Here is a 16,052-nt window from a genome sequence, read left to right as displayed (position 1 = left end):
CAACATGAATATTTCCACGCTCGGGTTGCGTTGACACGGGGGGCGTTCCGGCCGACCTTGCCGACAGATCAAGGTGCCGGGAAAGCCCCGGGGAAAAGGGAATCTGGTAAGACTGTCGCCAAATCCAGAACTGCCCCCGCAACTGTAGGCGGAAAGCCTGTTCAACATGCTGTCGGCGCAGGTTTTGCGCCTGCTGCGGTTAAACAGTGCGACGATCCGCAAGTCAGGAAACCTGCCTTGATCATTCACCTGTTCCGGCCGCGGTGGGCGTGTCGGGGGCGGCCCATCCGCAAGGTGACATCGCCGCTTCGCGATTTTGCTCGCGAAGAGTATTTGGTTTTCAAGGCTTGCCTGTTCAAGCCGCTCAGAAGGCATGTCAAAATGACAAGAGACCTCGCTTATGCGATCAAGAGCATTCGTTTCGACGAAGATTATCACCCTTCGGACAGCACGCGCGCCACGACCAACTTTGCCAATCTGGCCCGAGGAAATCGCCGGCAAGAGAATTTGCGCAACACCTTCACGATGATCAACAACCGTTTCAACGCGCTGGCCCATTGGGACAATCCCAACGCGGATCGCTATACCGTCGAGCTTGACATCATCACCGCCGAAATCAGCATCGGCGATGGACGCCGCGTGGATGCCTTTCCGTTGATCGAAATGTTGAAGCCGACCATTCTGGACCGGCAAAACAACACACGTATCGACGGGATCGTGGGCAACAACTTTTCCTCCTATGTGCGGGATTACGATTTCAGCGTCCTGCTGCCCCAGCATAACGAGGGGCGGCCACAGTTCAGCGCACCGGCGGATTTCGGTGATCTGCATGGCAACCTGTTCAAAAGTTTCGTGAACTCACCCGACTATAAAAACCACTTCAAAAAGCCGCCCGTTATCTGCCTGAGTGTTTCGAGCAGCAAAACCTATTACCGGACAGAAAACGAACATCCCGTGTTGGGCGTGGAATACCGCCAAGATGAATTTTCAGCGACGGATCGGTATTTCGCCAAGATGGGTTTGCGGGTTCGCTATTTCATGCCTGAAAACAGCGTTGCGCCCTTGGCATTTTATTTCACCGGCGATCTTCTGAATGATTATTCCCCGCTGGAGCTGATCGGCACGATCAGCACGATGGAAACCTTTCAACGGATCTATCGGCCCGAAATCTATAATGCCAACTCCCTTGCCGGAAAATGCTATCGGCCCAGCCTCAAGCATCTGGATTATTCGCTGCCCCAGATCGTTTATGATCGCGAAGAACGTGGTCGGCTCGCTGGTGAACAGGGAAAATTCGCCGAAGAAAACCTCATAAAACCCTACCGCGACATTCTTGAAGAATGGTCCGCCCGGCACGCTGCCTGATCCATACAAACGACAAGGTTACCCATCATGAATAAATTGTTGCCCACCTCAACCGCCGGAAGCCTGCCCAAACCATCCTGGCTTGCGCAGCCCGAAACCCTCTGGTCACCCTGGAAGCTGCAGGGAGAGGAATTGATCGAAGGCAAGCAGGACGCGCTGCGCGTGGTTTTGCACGATCAGCAAAGTTCCGGCATCGACATCGTCAGCGACGGAGAGCAGACACGCCAGCATTTCGTGACCACGTTCATCGAAAACCTCGGCGGGGTCGATTTCGAACAGCGCGAAACCGTCAGGATCCGCGATCGTTACGATGCCAGCGTTCCGACAGTTGTCGGCGCCGTGTCACGCCAAAGACCGGTTTTCGTGGAGGATGCAAAATTCCTGCGCGCACAAACGGATCGCCCGATCAAATGGGCCCTGCCCGGTCCGATGACCATGATCGACACACTTTACGACAACCATTACAAAAGCCGCGAAAAGCTGGCGTGGGAATTTGCAAAGATCCTGAACCAGGAAGCCAAGGAATTGGAAGCGGCGGGTGTCGATATCATCCAGTTCGACGAACCGGCCTTCAACGTCTTCTTTGACGAAGTAAACGATTGGGGGATCGCCGCCCTGGAAAAGGCCGCCGAGGGCCTGAAATGCGAAACGGCGGTTCATATCTGTTACGGGTATGGCATCAAGGCCAACACGGATTGGAAAAAATCCCTTGGCGCGGAATGGCGGCAATACGAAAGCGTTTTCCCCAAATTGCAAAAATCCACCATCGACATGATCTCACTTGAGTGTCAGCATTCGCGCGTTCCGATGGATTTGGGTGTTGGGCTTTCGACGCTGAACAAGTGGGTTCAAAAGCACCCGTTGCCCGGCAGGGCATTGCGCAGCACTGGCCCCAGAGGGAGCATGATGATCTGATGTCGGGTCCGCACGATGATGTTGAGAAGGAGAACGAGCGCCTTCGCAAAGAAGTCTGCCTGCTTCGCGAGGACAGGGAAGTGGAAAAAAGGCGGCGATACACTGACTGGCAGGGCATTGCACAGTAATGTTCCGAGAAGTTTCTCTGCAGGCCAAAGCCGGTGAGCTTTGCTTTTACCGATGCTTGAAAAGAAGTTTGGCCGGTGGAGCTTTTCTGCCGCATCCCGCAGGTCACATTGCGAGGATTTCGCGGGTGGCGAAACCGCCCAATGAGCCGCAGGCACCGCGGTGATATGGTGATCCTGGCGGATATCCGCGCACAGCGCCGCATGAGCCTGCAACGCTATGGTCAACCTCGCATGACCGAAGAACTGCAAGAACTGGGGAATCAAGTTGGGCAATGGCACGTGGGCCGATTGATGCGAGAGAATGGCGTCAAGATTATCAAGACCCAGAAACACAAGGTGAAGAGCATTAAGAATTTGATCTAGTGTCAGGACTCGATCTTGTTTCATAGCCAGAACTTGACGGTTGCGGCGAGAGCGACGGCAGAGAGGAGGACCTTCGGGCATCTGTCGTAGCGGGTGGCGACGCGTCGCCCGTCCTTGAGCTCTCCGGAAATGATTTCGATCCGGTTGCGGCGCTTGTCATGCTTGATGGGCTTGGCGCGAGACTTCCGGCCGAAATGCGGGGCTTTATCCCCGTGTCTTTCAACGCTTCCCTGACCCTAGGGGATCAAATTTATCGACGCAAGACAGACAGCAATCATGTTTTCAACATCGCGCCCAAATTGCCGGATCAGGACTACTTTGCTCCCTCTCATGGTTTATAAGCAAACCACTGCCGGGCAATGGATGGCCCAAACCAAAAATGGGCGGGCGACATTTCCTACATCTGGACCAGTGAGGGCCGGCTGTATCTGGCGGTCATCCTCGGCCGCGTCATTGGCTGGGCGGTCAATGATCGGATGAAGCGGGATCTGGCGATCCGGGCATTGGATATGGCGCTCGACCAATGTCCTCGGACCAATGGCGGACAAGGTCTCGCTGTTGCGACAGCCACCGGTGGGCTGCCTCCCTCACACGGACCGCGGGGCGCACTATTGCTCAGGCGATTATCAGAAAAAGGCCCCACTGGGGCCTTTCCTGATCCTCCTCACTTTACTCAAATACCTCAAGGCGCGCAACCGCTGGGAAACCAGACGCAAAGCCGAAGGGGCAATTTTCAATATATCAATGGGTTCTATAATCCTCGACGACGCCACTCGTCGTTAGCTGGCAAAAGCTCCTTGGCCTTCGAACCAAAGGCTGCCTAAATGAATTGAGAGACCAGAACGCAACCGGGACAGGTCGAATTTGGACTTGCCTCCAAACGGCGAATCGTCACTCAGGCGGTTCAGATAGGCAACTACATCAACATATGACACGCCGCGAAACTTGTCGGCAAAGACGACCGTGCGTTCGTGGGGGTGCGAGGAAAATCTATAGCATAGCGGGATCTGCCCATTGGCGTGCCGACGGTGCCGAAATCGCCAAAAGGTCGATCGCCCGCGCGGCGATCTGATCGACGATATCGGCCACACTTTCGGGAATTAGGTAGAACGCCGGAACCGGTGGTAACAGGATGGCGCCCATTTCGGTGGCGGCGGTCATGTTGCGCAGATGCGCAAGGGTCAGCGGCGCCTCCCGTGTCAGCAGGATCAGGCGGCGGCGCTCTTTCAACTGGACGCTGGCGGCGCGGGTCAGCAGGTTGTCGTCCAGCCCGTGCGCGATGGCGGCAAGACTTCGCATCGAGCAGGGCGCAACAATCATGCCCGCAACCGGAACCGACCCCGAGGCGATGCTGGCGCCGATATCCGCGATGTCATGCCAGCGCGCCACCAGCCTGCGCAGCTCGTCCTGCGCATCTGCGCCGCATTCGGTGATCAGCGTGCGCCCGGCGGCGCTGCTCGTCACCAGATCGACCTCGGCGCCGATCTTTGCCAGTTGGCGGGCAACAGACAGCCCCAGCGCGGCGCCAGACGCCCCGGCAATCCCCAGGACGACGCGGGGCGTGCTCATCGTGCCCCCTCCGGCATCAGCCGCGACAACAGATCGCTGGCGAATGCGGCATCCTCGGGGGCGGTCTGCATCACCTCGCCCCACTCGCGGCCTGTTTCGGTGCCGATCTTGATGGTGGCGTCAATGCCCATCTTTCCCGCCAGTCCGGCCTTGGGAGAGGCAAAATCGAGGTAATCCATCGGTGTATTCTCCATCAGCATAACGTCGCGCGACGGGTCCATGCGTGTCGCCAGCGCCCAAGCGATATCGTCCCAGTTGGAGGGGTTCAGGTCGGCGTCGACCACGATGATCATCTTGGTATAGCTGAACTGCGGCAACATCCCCCACAGCGCCATCATCACGCGCCGGGCCTGACCGGGATAGCGTTTTTCGATGCTGACCACCGCCATCCGATAAGAGCAGGCGGCGGGCGGCAGCCACAAATCGCGGATTTCTGGGATCTGCGCGCGGATGGTTGGCAGCGCCAGCCGGTTGAACACCTCGCCGATGATGGCGGGCTCGTCCGGCGGGCGGCCGGTGTAGGTGGACAGATAGAGCGGATCGCGCCGGTGGGTGATCGCGGTCACCTTCATCACCGGAAACGGCTCGGCCCGGTTGTAATAGCCGGTATGATCGCCAAACGGGCCTTCGGGCGTCAGGGCGGTCGGGGATACCAAACCCTCAAGCACGATTTCGGCATCTGCCGGCACCATGAGATCCACGGTTTTGGCGGGCACCAGCCGGGGGCGCGCATTGTTCAGCGCGCCCGCAAAACTCAGCTCGGACACGGTTTCAGGCAGGGGCAAGGCAGCGGACAGCAAGGTTGCCGGATCGGCTCCAAGGACAATGGCGACCGGAGTAGGCGCGCCATGGCGCGCCCAGCTTTGATGGTGGGCGGCGCCGCCGCGATGGGGCAGCCAGCGCATGATTATCTTGTCGCGGCCCAACACCTGCGCGCGGTAGACACCGGCGTTGTAGCGGTTGATGTCGGCGCCCGCCGTGCCGTGCGGGCGAGTCACCACCACTGGCCAGGTGATCAAAGGGCCTGCATCGCCGGGCCAATGGGTTTGCACCGGGATCATTGACAGATCGACCCTGTCGCCCTCGATGACACGCTCTTGCACCGGGGCCGAGCGGGTGATTTTCGGGCGCGTGGACAGGGCTGCCTTCAGCATTGGCCAGCGCGACAGCGCATCGCGCAGACCGCCGGGCGGCGCGGGCGCGCGCAGCGCCGCAAGAAACGCGCCCAGATCGTCCAACCCGCCCGGCGTGACACCCAGACCCGCCGCCACCCGGCCCGGAGTGCCGAAAAGATTGGCGATGACGGGAATATCCGCCTCTGCGCCGCCCTCCAGCACGGGCCGGTTGAACCGAAGGACCGGGCCGCCGCGCTCCAGCACCGCGCGATGCACGGCCGTCATCTGGTGGCGCACGGGCACGCGGTCGGGAATGCGCTGCAACTGATCGCTTCGCGCGCACCAGTCAAGAAAATCGCGTAAGCTGAGAAACGGGGGAAGAGTGCGCACGAGATTTCCTGTCAGGCGATTTGCCCTGCACCTATCAGCAATGATTCCGGCTGAAATTGACGATCGTCAATTTCATTTGCCAATCACACGGCTAAGACAAAAAAGAATTGCATGATCGCCGATGAAGGAACGCCACGTGTCACCGTCCCCTGGACAAATCCCGCAGTTTCCCGCTGTGCTGGCAACTGCGTTTCGCGCCGCGCCGCTGTCGCCCTTGTCGCTGTCGCTTACCATGTTTTCGCGCGGCATTGCCCGGCGGCATCCGGCGCTGTTTCGCAGATTGGGGGAATACAGCCACACGCGGTTTGTGCTGGACCCCACCGACCTGCCATTCGTGATCGTGCTTGAACCCAATGGCGGTGCGCCGCGTGTCACGCTGATGCGCGGGCCGGGAGAGGGTGCCGCGCGCATTGCGGGGCCGCTGGCGGCGCTGCTGGGGCTGGTGCATGGCGCCTATGACGGCGATGCGCTGTTTTTTTCGCGCGATCTGGTGGTCGAGGGCGACACCTCGGCCGCGCTGGCGCTGCGCAACGCGATTGATGACAGTGAATTGGACCTGTCTGAGGAAATCACGCGCTATTGCGGGCCGATGAAAGGCCCGCTGCATAAGTTTTTCATGCGAATTGAACACTATAGCGGGGTCAGTCTGACCCGCGCGCAAGAGGGGCTGGCATGGTAATGGAAATCGTTTGTCCGGCGGGCACGCCCGCCTCGCTGCGCGCTGCCGTGACGGCCGGGGCGCATACCATCTATTGCGGCTTTGCCGACGAGACGAATGCGCGCAATTTTCCCGGTCTGAATTTCGACCGCTCGGAAATGCGCGAGGGTATCGCGTTCGCACATGCCCGTGGCGCAAAGGTTCTGGTGGCCATCAATACCTTTCCCCGCGCAGGGGACGAGGCGCTGTGGCACCGGGCGGTCGCCGATGCCGAAAGCTGCGGTGCCGATGCGGTCATCTTTGCCGATCTGGGCCTGCTGGATTACGCCGCGCGCCACCATCCCGGGCTGCGCCGGCATCTTTCGGTGCAGGCGGCAGCATCCAACGCCGATGCGCTCAACTTTTACGCCGATACATTCGGGGTCAAGCGCGTGGTGCTGCCGCGTGTCCTGTCAGTGCCGGAAATCGCCGCAATCAATGCCGAAACCGATGTCGAGACCGAGGTTTTCGTTTTTGGCGGCTTGTGCGTCATGGCCGAGGGCCGCTGTTCGCTGTCGTCCTATGCAACGGGGCGCTCGCCCAACATGAACGGCGTCTGCTCGCCTGCCAGCCACGTGGAATACCACGACGAAGGCGGCGTTCTGGATGCACGCCTTGGCGGGTACACGATCCATCGTGTGGGAAAGGACCAACCGGCCCCCTATCCGACGCTGTGCAAGGGCTGTTTCAGCGCCGGCGACAAAACCGGGCATCTGTTCGAGGATCCCGTCAGCCTGAATGCCGAACAACTGATCCCGCAGCTGCAAAAGGCCGGTGTGACCGCGCTTAAAATCGAAGGGCGGCAGCGCTCGCGCTCTTATGTGGCGCAGGTCGTGCGCAATTTCCGCGCCGCGGTGGATGCGCTGGACGCGGGCCTGCCCATGCCCGAGGGAATGCTGGCGCGGCTGTCCGAAGGTCAGGCGATGACCACTGGCGCCTATAAAAAGACGTGGAGATGAGCATATGGAACTGACCGTCGGCCCCAACCAATTCTTCTGGTCGGCAGACCGCTGGAGTGCCTTTTACAACGATCTGGCCAAGGCGCCGGTCGACCGGCTGGTGCTGGGCGAGTTGATCTGCTCCAAACGCCTGCCGTTCTTTCAGGACCGTATTCCCGACGCGATTGAAACGCTGGTTGACGCTGGCAAAGAGGTCGCCCTGACCAGCCTCGCACTGGTCACGCTGAAGCGCGAACGTAAAGCGACGAATGAGTTGGCCGATCTGGGCATTCCTGTCGAGGTCAATGATCTGACCGCGCTGGCCCATTTGCCAGAGGGCGCGCCGTTCTGGGTCGGCCCGATGGTCAACGTCTATAACGAGGGCACGATTACGTGGCTGGCGCGGCGCGGGGCCACGCGCATCTGCCTGCCGCCCGAATTGCCGCTGGAGTCTGTGGCGCGTCTGGCGCGCGGGGGCGGCGATGCTGGCGTCGCGATTGAGGTTTGGGGCCATGGCCGCCTGCCGCTGGCGATTTCGGGCCGCTGCTATCACGCGCGGATGCACGGGCGCACCAAGGATAACTGCCAGTTCGCCTGCGAGGACGACCCCGATGGGCTGGACGTCAAAACGCTCGACGGGCAGCCTTTTATGGCGATGAACGGGGTGCAGACGTTGTCCGACAGCCACGCCTGCGCAGCGCATCAGATCGAGGCCCTTGCAGAGGCTGGCGTCAGCGCGCTGCGCCTGTCACCACAATCAAAGGGATTTGACGCGATATGCGGGCTGTACCGGCAGCGTCTGGACGGGACGCTGGACGCGCACGGGATGGTGGACAAGATTGTGGCGATTGATGCAGGGCTTCGCCTGTCCGACGGCTTCCTGACCGGTGCGCGTGGCGCGGACTGGTCGGGCAATCCCGCACCGCATTGATCGAAGAAACGGGAGAGCGGCGATGAAAATGGCGTCTGTCACATCGGACGAACGCGGCGCAGTCGACCGATTGCTGAGCGACATCGCAGAGCGATTGCAGGCAGACGGCGCCACCCTTGCCGGGATCGTCAAAGACCACAGCCACGACAGCCGCTTTGCCAACGGGTGCGACGCAAAGGTGCGGGTGCTGCCCGAGGGGCCAGTGATCCAGATCACCCAGGATCTGGGCGCAGGGTCCGATGCCTGTCGGCTTGATCCCGGCGCCATCGCCCATGCGGTGGCAACGGTCGAGGCCGCCGCTTTTGAGAACGCCGATTTGTTCATCCTCAACAAGTTCGGCCCCGAAGAGGCCGCCGGGCGCGGGTTCTGCAACGCCATCGCCGCCGCGCTGGAGCACGGCATTCCGGTGCTGGTCGGGGTGGGCAGCGCAAGTAAGCCCGCCTTTGACAGCTTTGCGGGCGGGCTTGCCACAGCACTCGCGCCGCAGCCCGACGCGATCCTTGCGTGGTATCGCAAGGGCACGCGCTGACCCCGCAATTCTGCACGGTAAAACGCCGATCTTTGTGGGTTCGTGCCGTCCGCGGTGATAGGTCGCAATCGACACTGCCCGCGGGTCTCGGTAGCGTGCATGCGCATGGCGCTATGGGGCAGCTGAACGGAAATGATCACCAACACATCGGATCATCCCTGCAAAGGATGCGCCTTTTACCAAGGCAGTGTTTGGCAACCGGTTGAATCTGCCGGGCTGTCTTTCTTGAAACGCGGCTTCATGCGCAAGGAACTGGCAGCCGAGCAGGTGCTTTATGCGCAGGATGACGAGAATCGCGGCGTTTTCTGCGTTTCGGCCGGGTTAATCGCGGTTCGCACGCATCACCCCGACGGAACCTCCACGCTGATCAAGCTGGCCTATCCCGGCGACATCATCGGCTTTCGGTCGTTTCTGGCGAATGCGCCGCACAAGACAGAGGCGCGCGCGCTGGTACCGTCGCGGATCTGCATCGTCGCGCACCGTGATGTATCCAATGTCATTCGCGCAAGCCCCGCGGTCTTGCAAAGAATTGCAGAGCGCTGTGTGACCGAAATTGACAGCAATCACGCCCGGATCATCTCGGCCTCCGTCAAACCGAACCGGGAACGGCTGCGCGATCTTCTGCTGGAATTGATGCAACGCCACGGTCATCGTCATGGCGATCGGCTGTGCATGCACCTGCCGCTGTCACGCTCGGATCTTGCCGATCTGATTGGCGTGCGGCTTGAAACCATGTCACGGCTTTTGCGCCAATTGAAGGATGATGGAACCCTGACCGTTTCGGGGCGCGACATCGGAATGGCCGTTCCCGCATCCTTTTAGACACAGAGGGCAGAGCCGCGACCACAGGCAACCCTTGGGTCGTTTCGGGTGGCGACTTCAACCAAGCATGATCGGCACCCGGCGATATCCTCCGACAGGTGACACCTCGCGTTCCGGGGGATCACCCGCGACGAATTCGAGCCGTTCCGCCGCAGCGAGCAACGCCCGCAATGCAATTCGCAACTGGCAAGTGGCCAGATAACGGCCGGGGCAGACATGCCTGCCGATACCATAGACAAGATTTGCCGCGGCATTGGTGTCGGGCGCGAAATTATTTTCGCCAAACACCGCTTCGTCGCGATTGGCGGATGTCCAGATCAGCTTTATCCGGGCACCGGCCGGAATCTCTCTGCCATTGATCTGAACCGGGCAAGTGGTCACGCGACGGTTGGAAATGAACGGATCGTCCAGCCGCAGGATTTCGTCGATCACACGGTCAACTTCGGCGTCGGACGCCTGGCGCAAATGCCCTGCAAGCTTCGCATCCCCCGCCAAATGTGCGACCAGCACCCCGACACAGAGCGCCATGGACCCCAGATCACCGCCGGTCCAGTTGCGCAGAATTGAGGTGAGCTCGGCCCTGCTCAGCGGGCGGCCATCGACGGTATCGCGACAAAGCTGTGTGGTGACGTCGTCCGGCGCTGCGTCGATATCTGCCAGGCGCGGGGCGAGCACGGAATCGATGATCGAGTCGAAATCCGCAGCAACCTGCGCCGTTCGCTGGTCCTCGCCGGATCTGGTGGCCGCATGGTTCGCTTCCATCCAGCCCAGCAGTCTCGGCTCAAGATCGGCGGGCCATCCCAGCCATGCGCATTGCGCGCGCACCGCAAAAACGGCACCGATGCCCCCAACGGCCTCCAGCGGCTTGCCATGTGGGAGACTGGCCATCAACTGCACGGCCACGTCCTCAAATTTTTGCAGGAACGGCGCCAGTGCGTCTTGGGTCATGTACCGGTCGATAACAGCGCGAAAACGTGTATGATCCGCGCCGTCCAGCCCGTTGGGTATCTGCAAATGGCGTGAAACAGCGCTCGAAAATCGCTCATCGTCCAAGGCGGCGGCAACGACATCCGCATGGCGAAGCAAAACCCAGTCGCCGACATTGTTTCTGATCACCGGATGCAAAGGCCGCAATTGGTCCGTATAGGCCCGCAGATCGCGGCCAGCCGGAGATACATCTTCAGGCATGTGGTCGATCATGGCAGGAGTCCCCTTTTTCCATTTCAGCCTCGATATTTATCTGTTGGCAAAGAGTATATGCAGGTTCAAGCGGCCAATATGACGATTGTCAATTGATGCTATACTTGAATTTAGCCAAGGGTGGTAAAAGGTCGCTGACGGCCTTTGACATTGCAGGCCAAGATTGCCATCGCGGCTCGACACTTTGATCTGTGCAAGGCAACTCAGATCGAGAATACCGGTGTTTCAGCGGGCGAAACCGATGAGAAAGGTGTTCGTTATCGACCGATTTTGAGCCCTGTAAAGTTGGATTATGGGTAAATTCAGGTGTTTGAACCCACGGCGGGATGGTGCCGATCCTTTCTAAAGAATGGAGGGGAGCATTACGAACAGTTTCGTCATGGGTCGCCATAATCACCCACACCGTTAAGGCCCCCCATACAGCCATCACGATTTTCGTTCGCGCAGCTGAACCAAGAGCTGCGCATCAATCCCACGATGGTCGCGGATGGCCAGGAGACCAGCTTGGTCGCAGCCTCCTCGGTTGGGAACGAGCCTCTGGTCGTGATGGATTTCCGGATCACCGGTTTAAAGGCTTTCAATGACATTGATAGGATAGACGATCTTTCGAAGCGCGGGATCACCATCTGCCATGCCCGTCGCCATGTCGGGGCAATCGAGGCGTATTTCCCGGACCATTTTCCCTCATAATCGTCCAACTCGGCGGTCAGCGCACCGTAAATCTGACGCAGGTCGGCGGCCACCGCCTTGCGATCCTTCCATGCGCAGAATTTCAGGGATTGACGGACCAAGTGAACGATGCAGGATGGGGGCGTTTTGGAATTGGTCCAGTGGACCAATTCAGCTTTGCACGGACAGGCCCCGGCTGCACCGCGGTATCGGGAAAGGCGGCCGCGATGGCGTCAGGGAAGCCCTTGAGCCAATATATTACCCGGCTGTGGTTTGCTTACAAACTATAAGAGGGCGCGACAGTGATGAGGATGTCTTGAAACCCGCGATTCGTTCGCTCGTTCATCACCGACAACCAGAATTTGGCGCCCTCGTTCTCGGCGATCCAGAGACTCAGAACCTCATGGACGGCGTCCCGTGAGACGGTGAGCCATTTCGCGCCATTGGTACGAGTGACAACGACAAATGGCCACGTAGACAGCCTTGTTTTTCACCATCCGGCTGTCTACTTCCCGGCAGGGTCATCCGGAGGATGATCCCGAAAGGGGGCATTGCGGATTTTGACCCGAAGCGCATCGAAGATAACGGTGGGATACATTCGGTCAAACGCTCGGCTCTGGCATTCGCGGGCCTTGTCCAGCACGGCATCAGTGACGCGCCTGATCCGATCAGACGAGACCTGAAGGCCATAAACATCCTCAAGGTGGGCGCGAATGTCGCGAACCGTCCCGGTCGAAAGCGAATCCTTGTAGCGATAATTTCGCATGGATGGCATGGCGACCTTGGCCATCGTGGCTACGGTAGCTAAGGGACGATCGTAGACGGCTGAGAACCCGGCGCAGGCGATAACGGTTGCATGGGCCAAGCCACCTTTGGTGTTGCGAAGGGACCGGTAAGCCGCCTGATAAAGCTCGGCCGAGATATCGGCGCGGTAGATGAAAACACCTATCAGAACGAACAGCGGAATCACCGAAAGGTTATAGTTCATCGGATCATCGAGAATGCGCTGCCCGCTCATCAGCATGGCAGGCCCGATGCCCCGCTCGATGGCGAAGCCGACCACGCCCACCAGCAATGTGGCAATGCCGATCCGGACCCCGAAAAAGCAAAGCGCAAGCAGGACGACAATGGCAATCGATGACCCGATCATATTGTTTCTTCCGGTGTATCCGAAGAATTGCGCGCTTCGCGATATCCGGTGATTTCAAAGATCACGGCAACCACCCCGAAAACTGCACCAAGCAGGATGATCCAGGCTTCGGGCCATTACAGAACGATTGAGCGGCGATCGTGTTTCAGGCATGTGGCGTGACGTTTGAAACCTCTACAGACTGATCCGTGTGACGTAAAAGTGTCGTTCATCATTTTGATCTGTTTTCGGATCGAACCCTTGGGTCGCGAAATATCCGCCGGTCTGCCGGATGCACTTGGCTTGGTACGCAACGTAAAGGCACGGCACAGACCCGGCTTTACTCTGATGGACGCTATTATGTACGCAGCAGGACTGTTGTACGTTAACAGTTCAGCTATTGCGCATTGGCCTGATGATCGGCCCTGCGCCGCGACTCTGGTATCGGCAGGTTGATGCGGGTTGCCGATGCGATCAACCCTCGGTAGGTTTTGGTGTGACGAACAATCAATGGGGGAATGACGATGAAACGAGCATTTGTACTGTTGACCAGCGGCGCACTGGCGCTGACGCCGGTCATGGGGGTATCGCAAGAGGCCGCGATTTACAGCGGCATGGATCGCATTCACCCCGCATGGGCCGAAAACGGCATGGTTGTCGCCCAGGAGGAAATCGCGGCGGAGGTCGGGCGTGACATCCTGGAAGCGGGCGGTAATGCGGCCGATGCCGGTGTCGCCGTGGCCTTTGCGCTGGCCGTGACCCTGCCGCGGGCGGGCAACCTTGGCGGTGGCGGCTTCATGATCGTGCATGACGCCGAGACCGGCGAAACCAAGGCCATCGACTATCGCGAGATGGCGCCGATGACCGCGGATCGCGACATGTTCCTTGATGATGCCGGCAATGCCGACAGCGAGAAATCGCGTTTTACCGGGCTTGCAACCGGCGTGCCCGGCACCGTTGCAGGGATGCAGATGGTGTTGGATGAATACGGCACGATGAGCCTGTCAGAGGTGCTGCAACCCGCCATCAAGCTGGCGCGCGACGGCATCGTCGTCACCGCTGATCTGGCCGACAGCCTGAAGGGGTTGGAGCAGCGGCTGAAGAAATGGCCCTCCTCCGAGGCGATCTTTTATAAGGAAGGCGGCGCGTTCTATGAGCCGGGCGACCGGCTGATCCAATCTGATCTGGCGGCAACGCTTCAGCGGATCGCCGATGAAGGCCCCGACGGTTTTTACAAGGGGCAGACCGCACAGGGCATCGTCGATGCGGTGCAGGCCTCGGGCGGTCGGATCACAATGGATGACATGGCGGGCTACAAGGCAATCAACCGCGACCCCGTAAGCGGCACCTATCGCGGGTACGAAATCGTTTCGATGCCGCCGCCGTCGTCGGGCGGGATTCACATCGTGCAGATCCTGAACACACTCGAGGAATATCCCATCGGCTGGCTGGGCCACAACTCGGCCGATACGATTCACCTGATGGCCGAAGCGATGAAGCGCGCCTATGCGGACCGGTCCGAATATCTGGGCGATCCCGAGTTCTATGACGTGCCGCAAGCGGAACTGATGTCCAAGGACTATGCCGCCGACATCCGCAAGGGCATTTCCCTGAGCCGCGCCACGCCGTCGGAAGAGATCAAGCCAGCGGATCTGGCCCCCTATGAAAGCGATCAGACGACCCATTATTCGATCGTGGACAAGGATGGGAACGCGGTATCCAACACCTATACGATCAACTTTTCCTACGGATCGGGCATGGTTGCGGATGGCACCGGCGTGTTGATGAACAACGAGATGGACGATTTCGCCGCCAAGCCCGGCGTGATGAACGCCTATGGCCTTCTTGGGGGCGATGCCAACGCCGTGGAACCCGGCAAACGGCCCCTGTCGTCGATGAGCCCGACCATGGTCATGAAGGATGGCAAGGTGTTCATGGTCACCGGCAGCCCGGGTGGGTCGCGGATCATCACCACGGTGACGCAGATGATCATGAACGTGATCGATCACGGCATGAACGTGGCCGAGGCGACCATTGCACCGCGCATCCACCACCAGTGGTTGCCCGAAGTGGTGCGGGTCGAAGAAGGGCTGAGCCGCGACACCGTCGCCGCCCTTGAGGCCAAGGGCCATGTGGTCGAGGTGATGTCGACCATGGGCTCGGCACAATCGATCCTTGTGGATGACGAAAGCGGCCTGTTGCTGGGCGGTGCCGACACGCGCCAGACCAGTTCGGCGGCACGCGGATATTGATCCCTTGGGGCGGGCGAGCCGAAAATCGCCCGCCCTATTTGCGTTCGGTAACACGGAAATGTCGCCGGCGTTCACCTCGATGATCCTGGCCTGAATGTCGGAACGGTTGCGACGGATCTTGGCATGTCGCGGCGCAACCGCGACAGGATTATCGGCAGCTGCGGAACCAGTTTCCCGAAAGTCATCATGGAAATCCGCCTGCAACGCGCTGCTGAACTTTTGCCCGAGCGGTCGTCAGCCGGCAAGTAGATTACGGAAATCGCGTTCGCCGTGGGCTTTGAGAACCACTCGTTCCTCTCACGCAAGTTCAAAGAGCGGTTCGATATCAGCCCCCGCGACTTCCAAACCATCGGCGAAAAGGCAGACGGCCAACTCAGGACATAAACAGGTCCATCACCGGTACAGCGTCGCGCGTAAGGTCTTTGTCGGCGGGCTTGAGATCAACGGCATCGTCGGCAGGTTGTTCCCCAACGATGAGGATGGACGCGAATGGGCCGATGAGCTCAACGGCTCCCCTGCCCTGTTTGCCACGCACGGTTACGAGGTCGTGCCATCGGGATTCTCTCGCAATCTGACAGAAGATTTCAGCGCGGTTATCGCCCTGTTTGAAGAGCGCGAGTGCCAGATGCTGACCGGTGCGCCACTTCCGCCGGATTTCACAACCTTCTGGACCCAGACCTGCCAGCGCGGCTTTTCGCCCAAGGTGGCGACCATCGCCAAGGCCATCCTGTTCCCGCCCGCGGTCGAGGCTCTTGGCGATCTGGGCCACAACCTTTCCAGCGAAATCTGGTGGTCGGGGTCGCATCCGTTTTCATCGTCGCTGACGGGTCAGCCGACCCAGGCGTTGGCCGAGCATTATGAGCAGGCAACCGGCAAGCAGTGGTCGCAACCCGGATCATCGCCGACGGCAATCCCGACACGGTCATGCAATCGCAGGCCGTACGCGGACCTTAGGAGGGTCGCGATCTGCCAGTTTGCATTTTTCATAACCATCATCCTTAGTTAAACTTGATGGTCTTCGACAAATCCGGGGCGGTTCA

General features: G+C 59.7%; 16 protein-coding genes, 3 pseudogenes and 1 riboswitch. Of the genes and pseudogenes, 12 read left to right on the top strand and 7 right to left on the bottom strand.

The window, feature by feature from the left end:
• Positions 1-54: 54 nt before the first annotated feature.
• Positions 55-254, top strand: a riboswitch (cobalamin riboswitch).
• Between the two features lie 127 nt (positions 255-381).
• A complete protein-coding gene (locus C8265_RS11880) occupies positions 382-1,365 on the top strand; it encodes a DUF1852 domain-containing protein (RefSeq protein ID WP_108484198.1) in 984 nt (327 codons plus the stop codon).
• A gap of 27 nt (positions 1,366-1,392) precedes the next feature.
• The gene (locus C8265_RS11875; protein ID WP_240611062.1) at positions 1,393-2,280 is read left to right on the top strand and encodes a methionine synthase; all 888 of its coding nucleotides are present in this window, start codon (positions 1,393-1,395) and stop codon (positions 2,278-2,280) included.
• Here C8265_RS11875 and C8265_RS20055 read toward each other — a convergent pair.
• Together C8265_RS20055 and C8265_RS11865 are read right to left on the bottom strand one after the other, a co-directional pair.
• On the bottom strand, positions 2,214-2,795 hold the full coding sequence (locus C8265_RS20055) for a hypothetical protein (RefSeq protein WP_240611061.1): 582 nt from the start codon (positions 2,793-2,795) through the stop codon (positions 2,214-2,216). The genes C8265_RS11875 and C8265_RS20055 overlap by 67 nt on opposite strands.
• Positions 2,792-3,003, bottom strand: a pseudogene (locus C8265_RS11865) (IS5/IS1182 family transposase); the annotation flags it as partial. The pseudogene C8265_RS11865 and the gene C8265_RS20055, both read right to left, overlap by 4 nt.
• A 31-nt stretch (positions 3,004-3,034) precedes the next feature.
• Here C8265_RS11865 and C8265_RS19775 point away from each other — a divergent pair.
• A pseudogene (locus tag C8265_RS19775) lies at positions 3,035-3,595 on the top strand (transposase family protein); the annotation flags it as partial.
• 166 nt (positions 3,596-3,761) lie between these two features.
• Here the strand turns inward: C8265_RS19775 and C8265_RS11850 are convergent.
• On the bottom strand, positions 3,762-4,340 hold the full coding sequence (locus tag C8265_RS11850) for a UbiX family flavin prenyltransferase (protein ID WP_108484236.1): 579 nt from the start codon (positions 4,338-4,340) through the stop codon (positions 3,762-3,764).
• Positions 4,337-5,845 (bottom strand): UbiD family decarboxylase, encoded by a 1,509-nt coding sequence (locus C8265_RS11845; RefSeq protein ID WP_108484235.1) that lies wholly within the window; start codon positions 5,843-5,845, stop codon positions 4,337-4,339. The genes C8265_RS11850 and C8265_RS11845 overlap by 4 nt, the downstream gene beginning before the upstream one ends.
• Before the next feature lie 136 nt (positions 5,846-5,981).
• Between C8265_RS11845 and ubiT the strand changes: the two genes are divergently transcribed.
• From ubiT to C8265_RS11820, 5 genes are all read left to right on the top strand, one after another.
• Entirely contained in the window at positions 5,982-6,524 is a 543-nt protein-coding gene (ubiT, locus tag C8265_RS11840; RefSeq protein ID WP_240611060.1) for a ubiquinone anaerobic biosynthesis accessory factor UbiT, read from the top strand.
• The gene (gene ubiU, locus C8265_RS11835) at positions 6,524-7,501 is read left to right on the top strand and encodes a ubiquinone anaerobic biosynthesis protein UbiU (protein WP_108484233.1); all 978 of its coding nucleotides are present in this window, start codon (positions 6,524-6,526) and stop codon (positions 7,499-7,501) included. Before ubiT ends, ubiU begins: the two co-directional genes overlap by 1 nt.
• Before the next feature lie 4 nt (positions 7,502-7,505).
• Positions 7,506-8,411, top strand: coding sequence for a ubiquinone anaerobic biosynthesis protein UbiV (gene ubiV, locus C8265_RS11830; protein ID WP_108484232.1), 906 nt, complete (start codon positions 7,506-7,508; stop codon positions 8,409-8,411).
• A 22-nt stretch (positions 8,412-8,433) separates the two neighbouring features.
• Positions 8,434-8,940 (top strand): DUF2478 domain-containing protein, encoded by a 507-nt coding sequence (locus C8265_RS11825; protein ID WP_108484231.1) that lies wholly within the window; start codon positions 8,434-8,436, stop codon positions 8,938-8,940.
• Positions 8,941-9,180: 240 nt separating this feature from the next.
• A complete protein-coding gene (locus tag C8265_RS11820; protein ID WP_240611059.1) occupies positions 9,181-9,762 on the top strand; it encodes a Crp/Fnr family transcriptional regulator in 582 nt (193 codons plus the stop codon).
• A 57-nt stretch (positions 9,763-9,819) separates the two neighbouring features.
• Here the strand turns inward: C8265_RS11820 and C8265_RS11815 are convergent, their stop codons facing one another.
• From C8265_RS11815 to C8265_RS19765, 3 genes and pseudogenes are all read right to left on the bottom strand, one after another.
• The gene (locus C8265_RS11815; RefSeq protein WP_108484229.1) at positions 9,820-10,962 is read right to left on the bottom strand and encodes a cytochrome P450; all 1,143 of its coding nucleotides are present in this window, start codon (positions 10,960-10,962) and stop codon (positions 9,820-9,822) included.
• A gap of 377 nt (positions 10,963-11,339) precedes the next feature.
• A complete protein-coding gene (locus tag C8265_RS19770; RefSeq protein ID WP_240611058.1) occupies positions 11,340-11,753 on the bottom strand; it encodes a transposase in 414 nt (137 codons plus the stop codon).
• Positions 11,754-11,908: 155 nt separating this feature from the next.
• Positions 11,909-12,781: pseudogene (locus tag C8265_RS19765) on the bottom strand (transposase).
• 503 nt (positions 12,782-13,284) lie between these two features.
• Between C8265_RS19765 and ggt the strand changes: the two are divergent.
• The 4 genes from ggt (at position 13,285) to C8265_RS11800 (ending at position 16,018) form a co-directional block, all read left to right on the top strand.
• A complete protein-coding gene (gene ggt, locus C8265_RS11805) occupies positions 13,285-15,012 on the top strand; it encodes a gamma-glutamyltransferase (RefSeq protein ID WP_108484353.1) in 1,728 nt (575 codons plus the stop codon).
• Positions 15,013-15,135: 123 nt separating this feature from the next.
• Complete coding sequence (locus C8265_RS19910; RefSeq protein ID WP_276308501.1) at positions 15,136-15,261, top strand: hypothetical protein; 126 nt, start codon at positions 15,136-15,138, stop codon at positions 15,259-15,261.
• 21 nt (positions 15,262-15,282) lie between these two features.
• Positions 15,283-15,396, top strand: a complete 114-nt coding sequence (locus C8265_RS19980) for a hypothetical protein (protein ID WP_420818869.1) — start codon at positions 15,283-15,285, stop codon at positions 15,394-15,396.
• A gap of 76 nt (positions 15,397-15,472) precedes the next feature.
• The gene (locus C8265_RS11800) at positions 15,473-16,018 is read left to right on the top strand and encodes a type 1 periplasmic-binding domain-containing protein (protein ID WP_420818868.1); all 546 of its coding nucleotides are present in this window, start codon (positions 15,473-15,475) and stop codon (positions 16,016-16,018) included.
• The last annotated feature ends 34 nt before the right edge of the window (positions 16,019-16,052 follow it).

Source organism: Oceaniglobus ichthyenteri (assembly GCF_003057885.1).
Lineage (GTDB): Bacteria > Pseudomonadota > Alphaproteobacteria > Rhodobacterales > Rhodobacteraceae > Oceaniglobus > Oceaniglobus ichthyenteri.
Note: the sequence above shows the minus strand (reverse complement) of the source record. Positions and strands in the feature narration are given on the sequence as shown.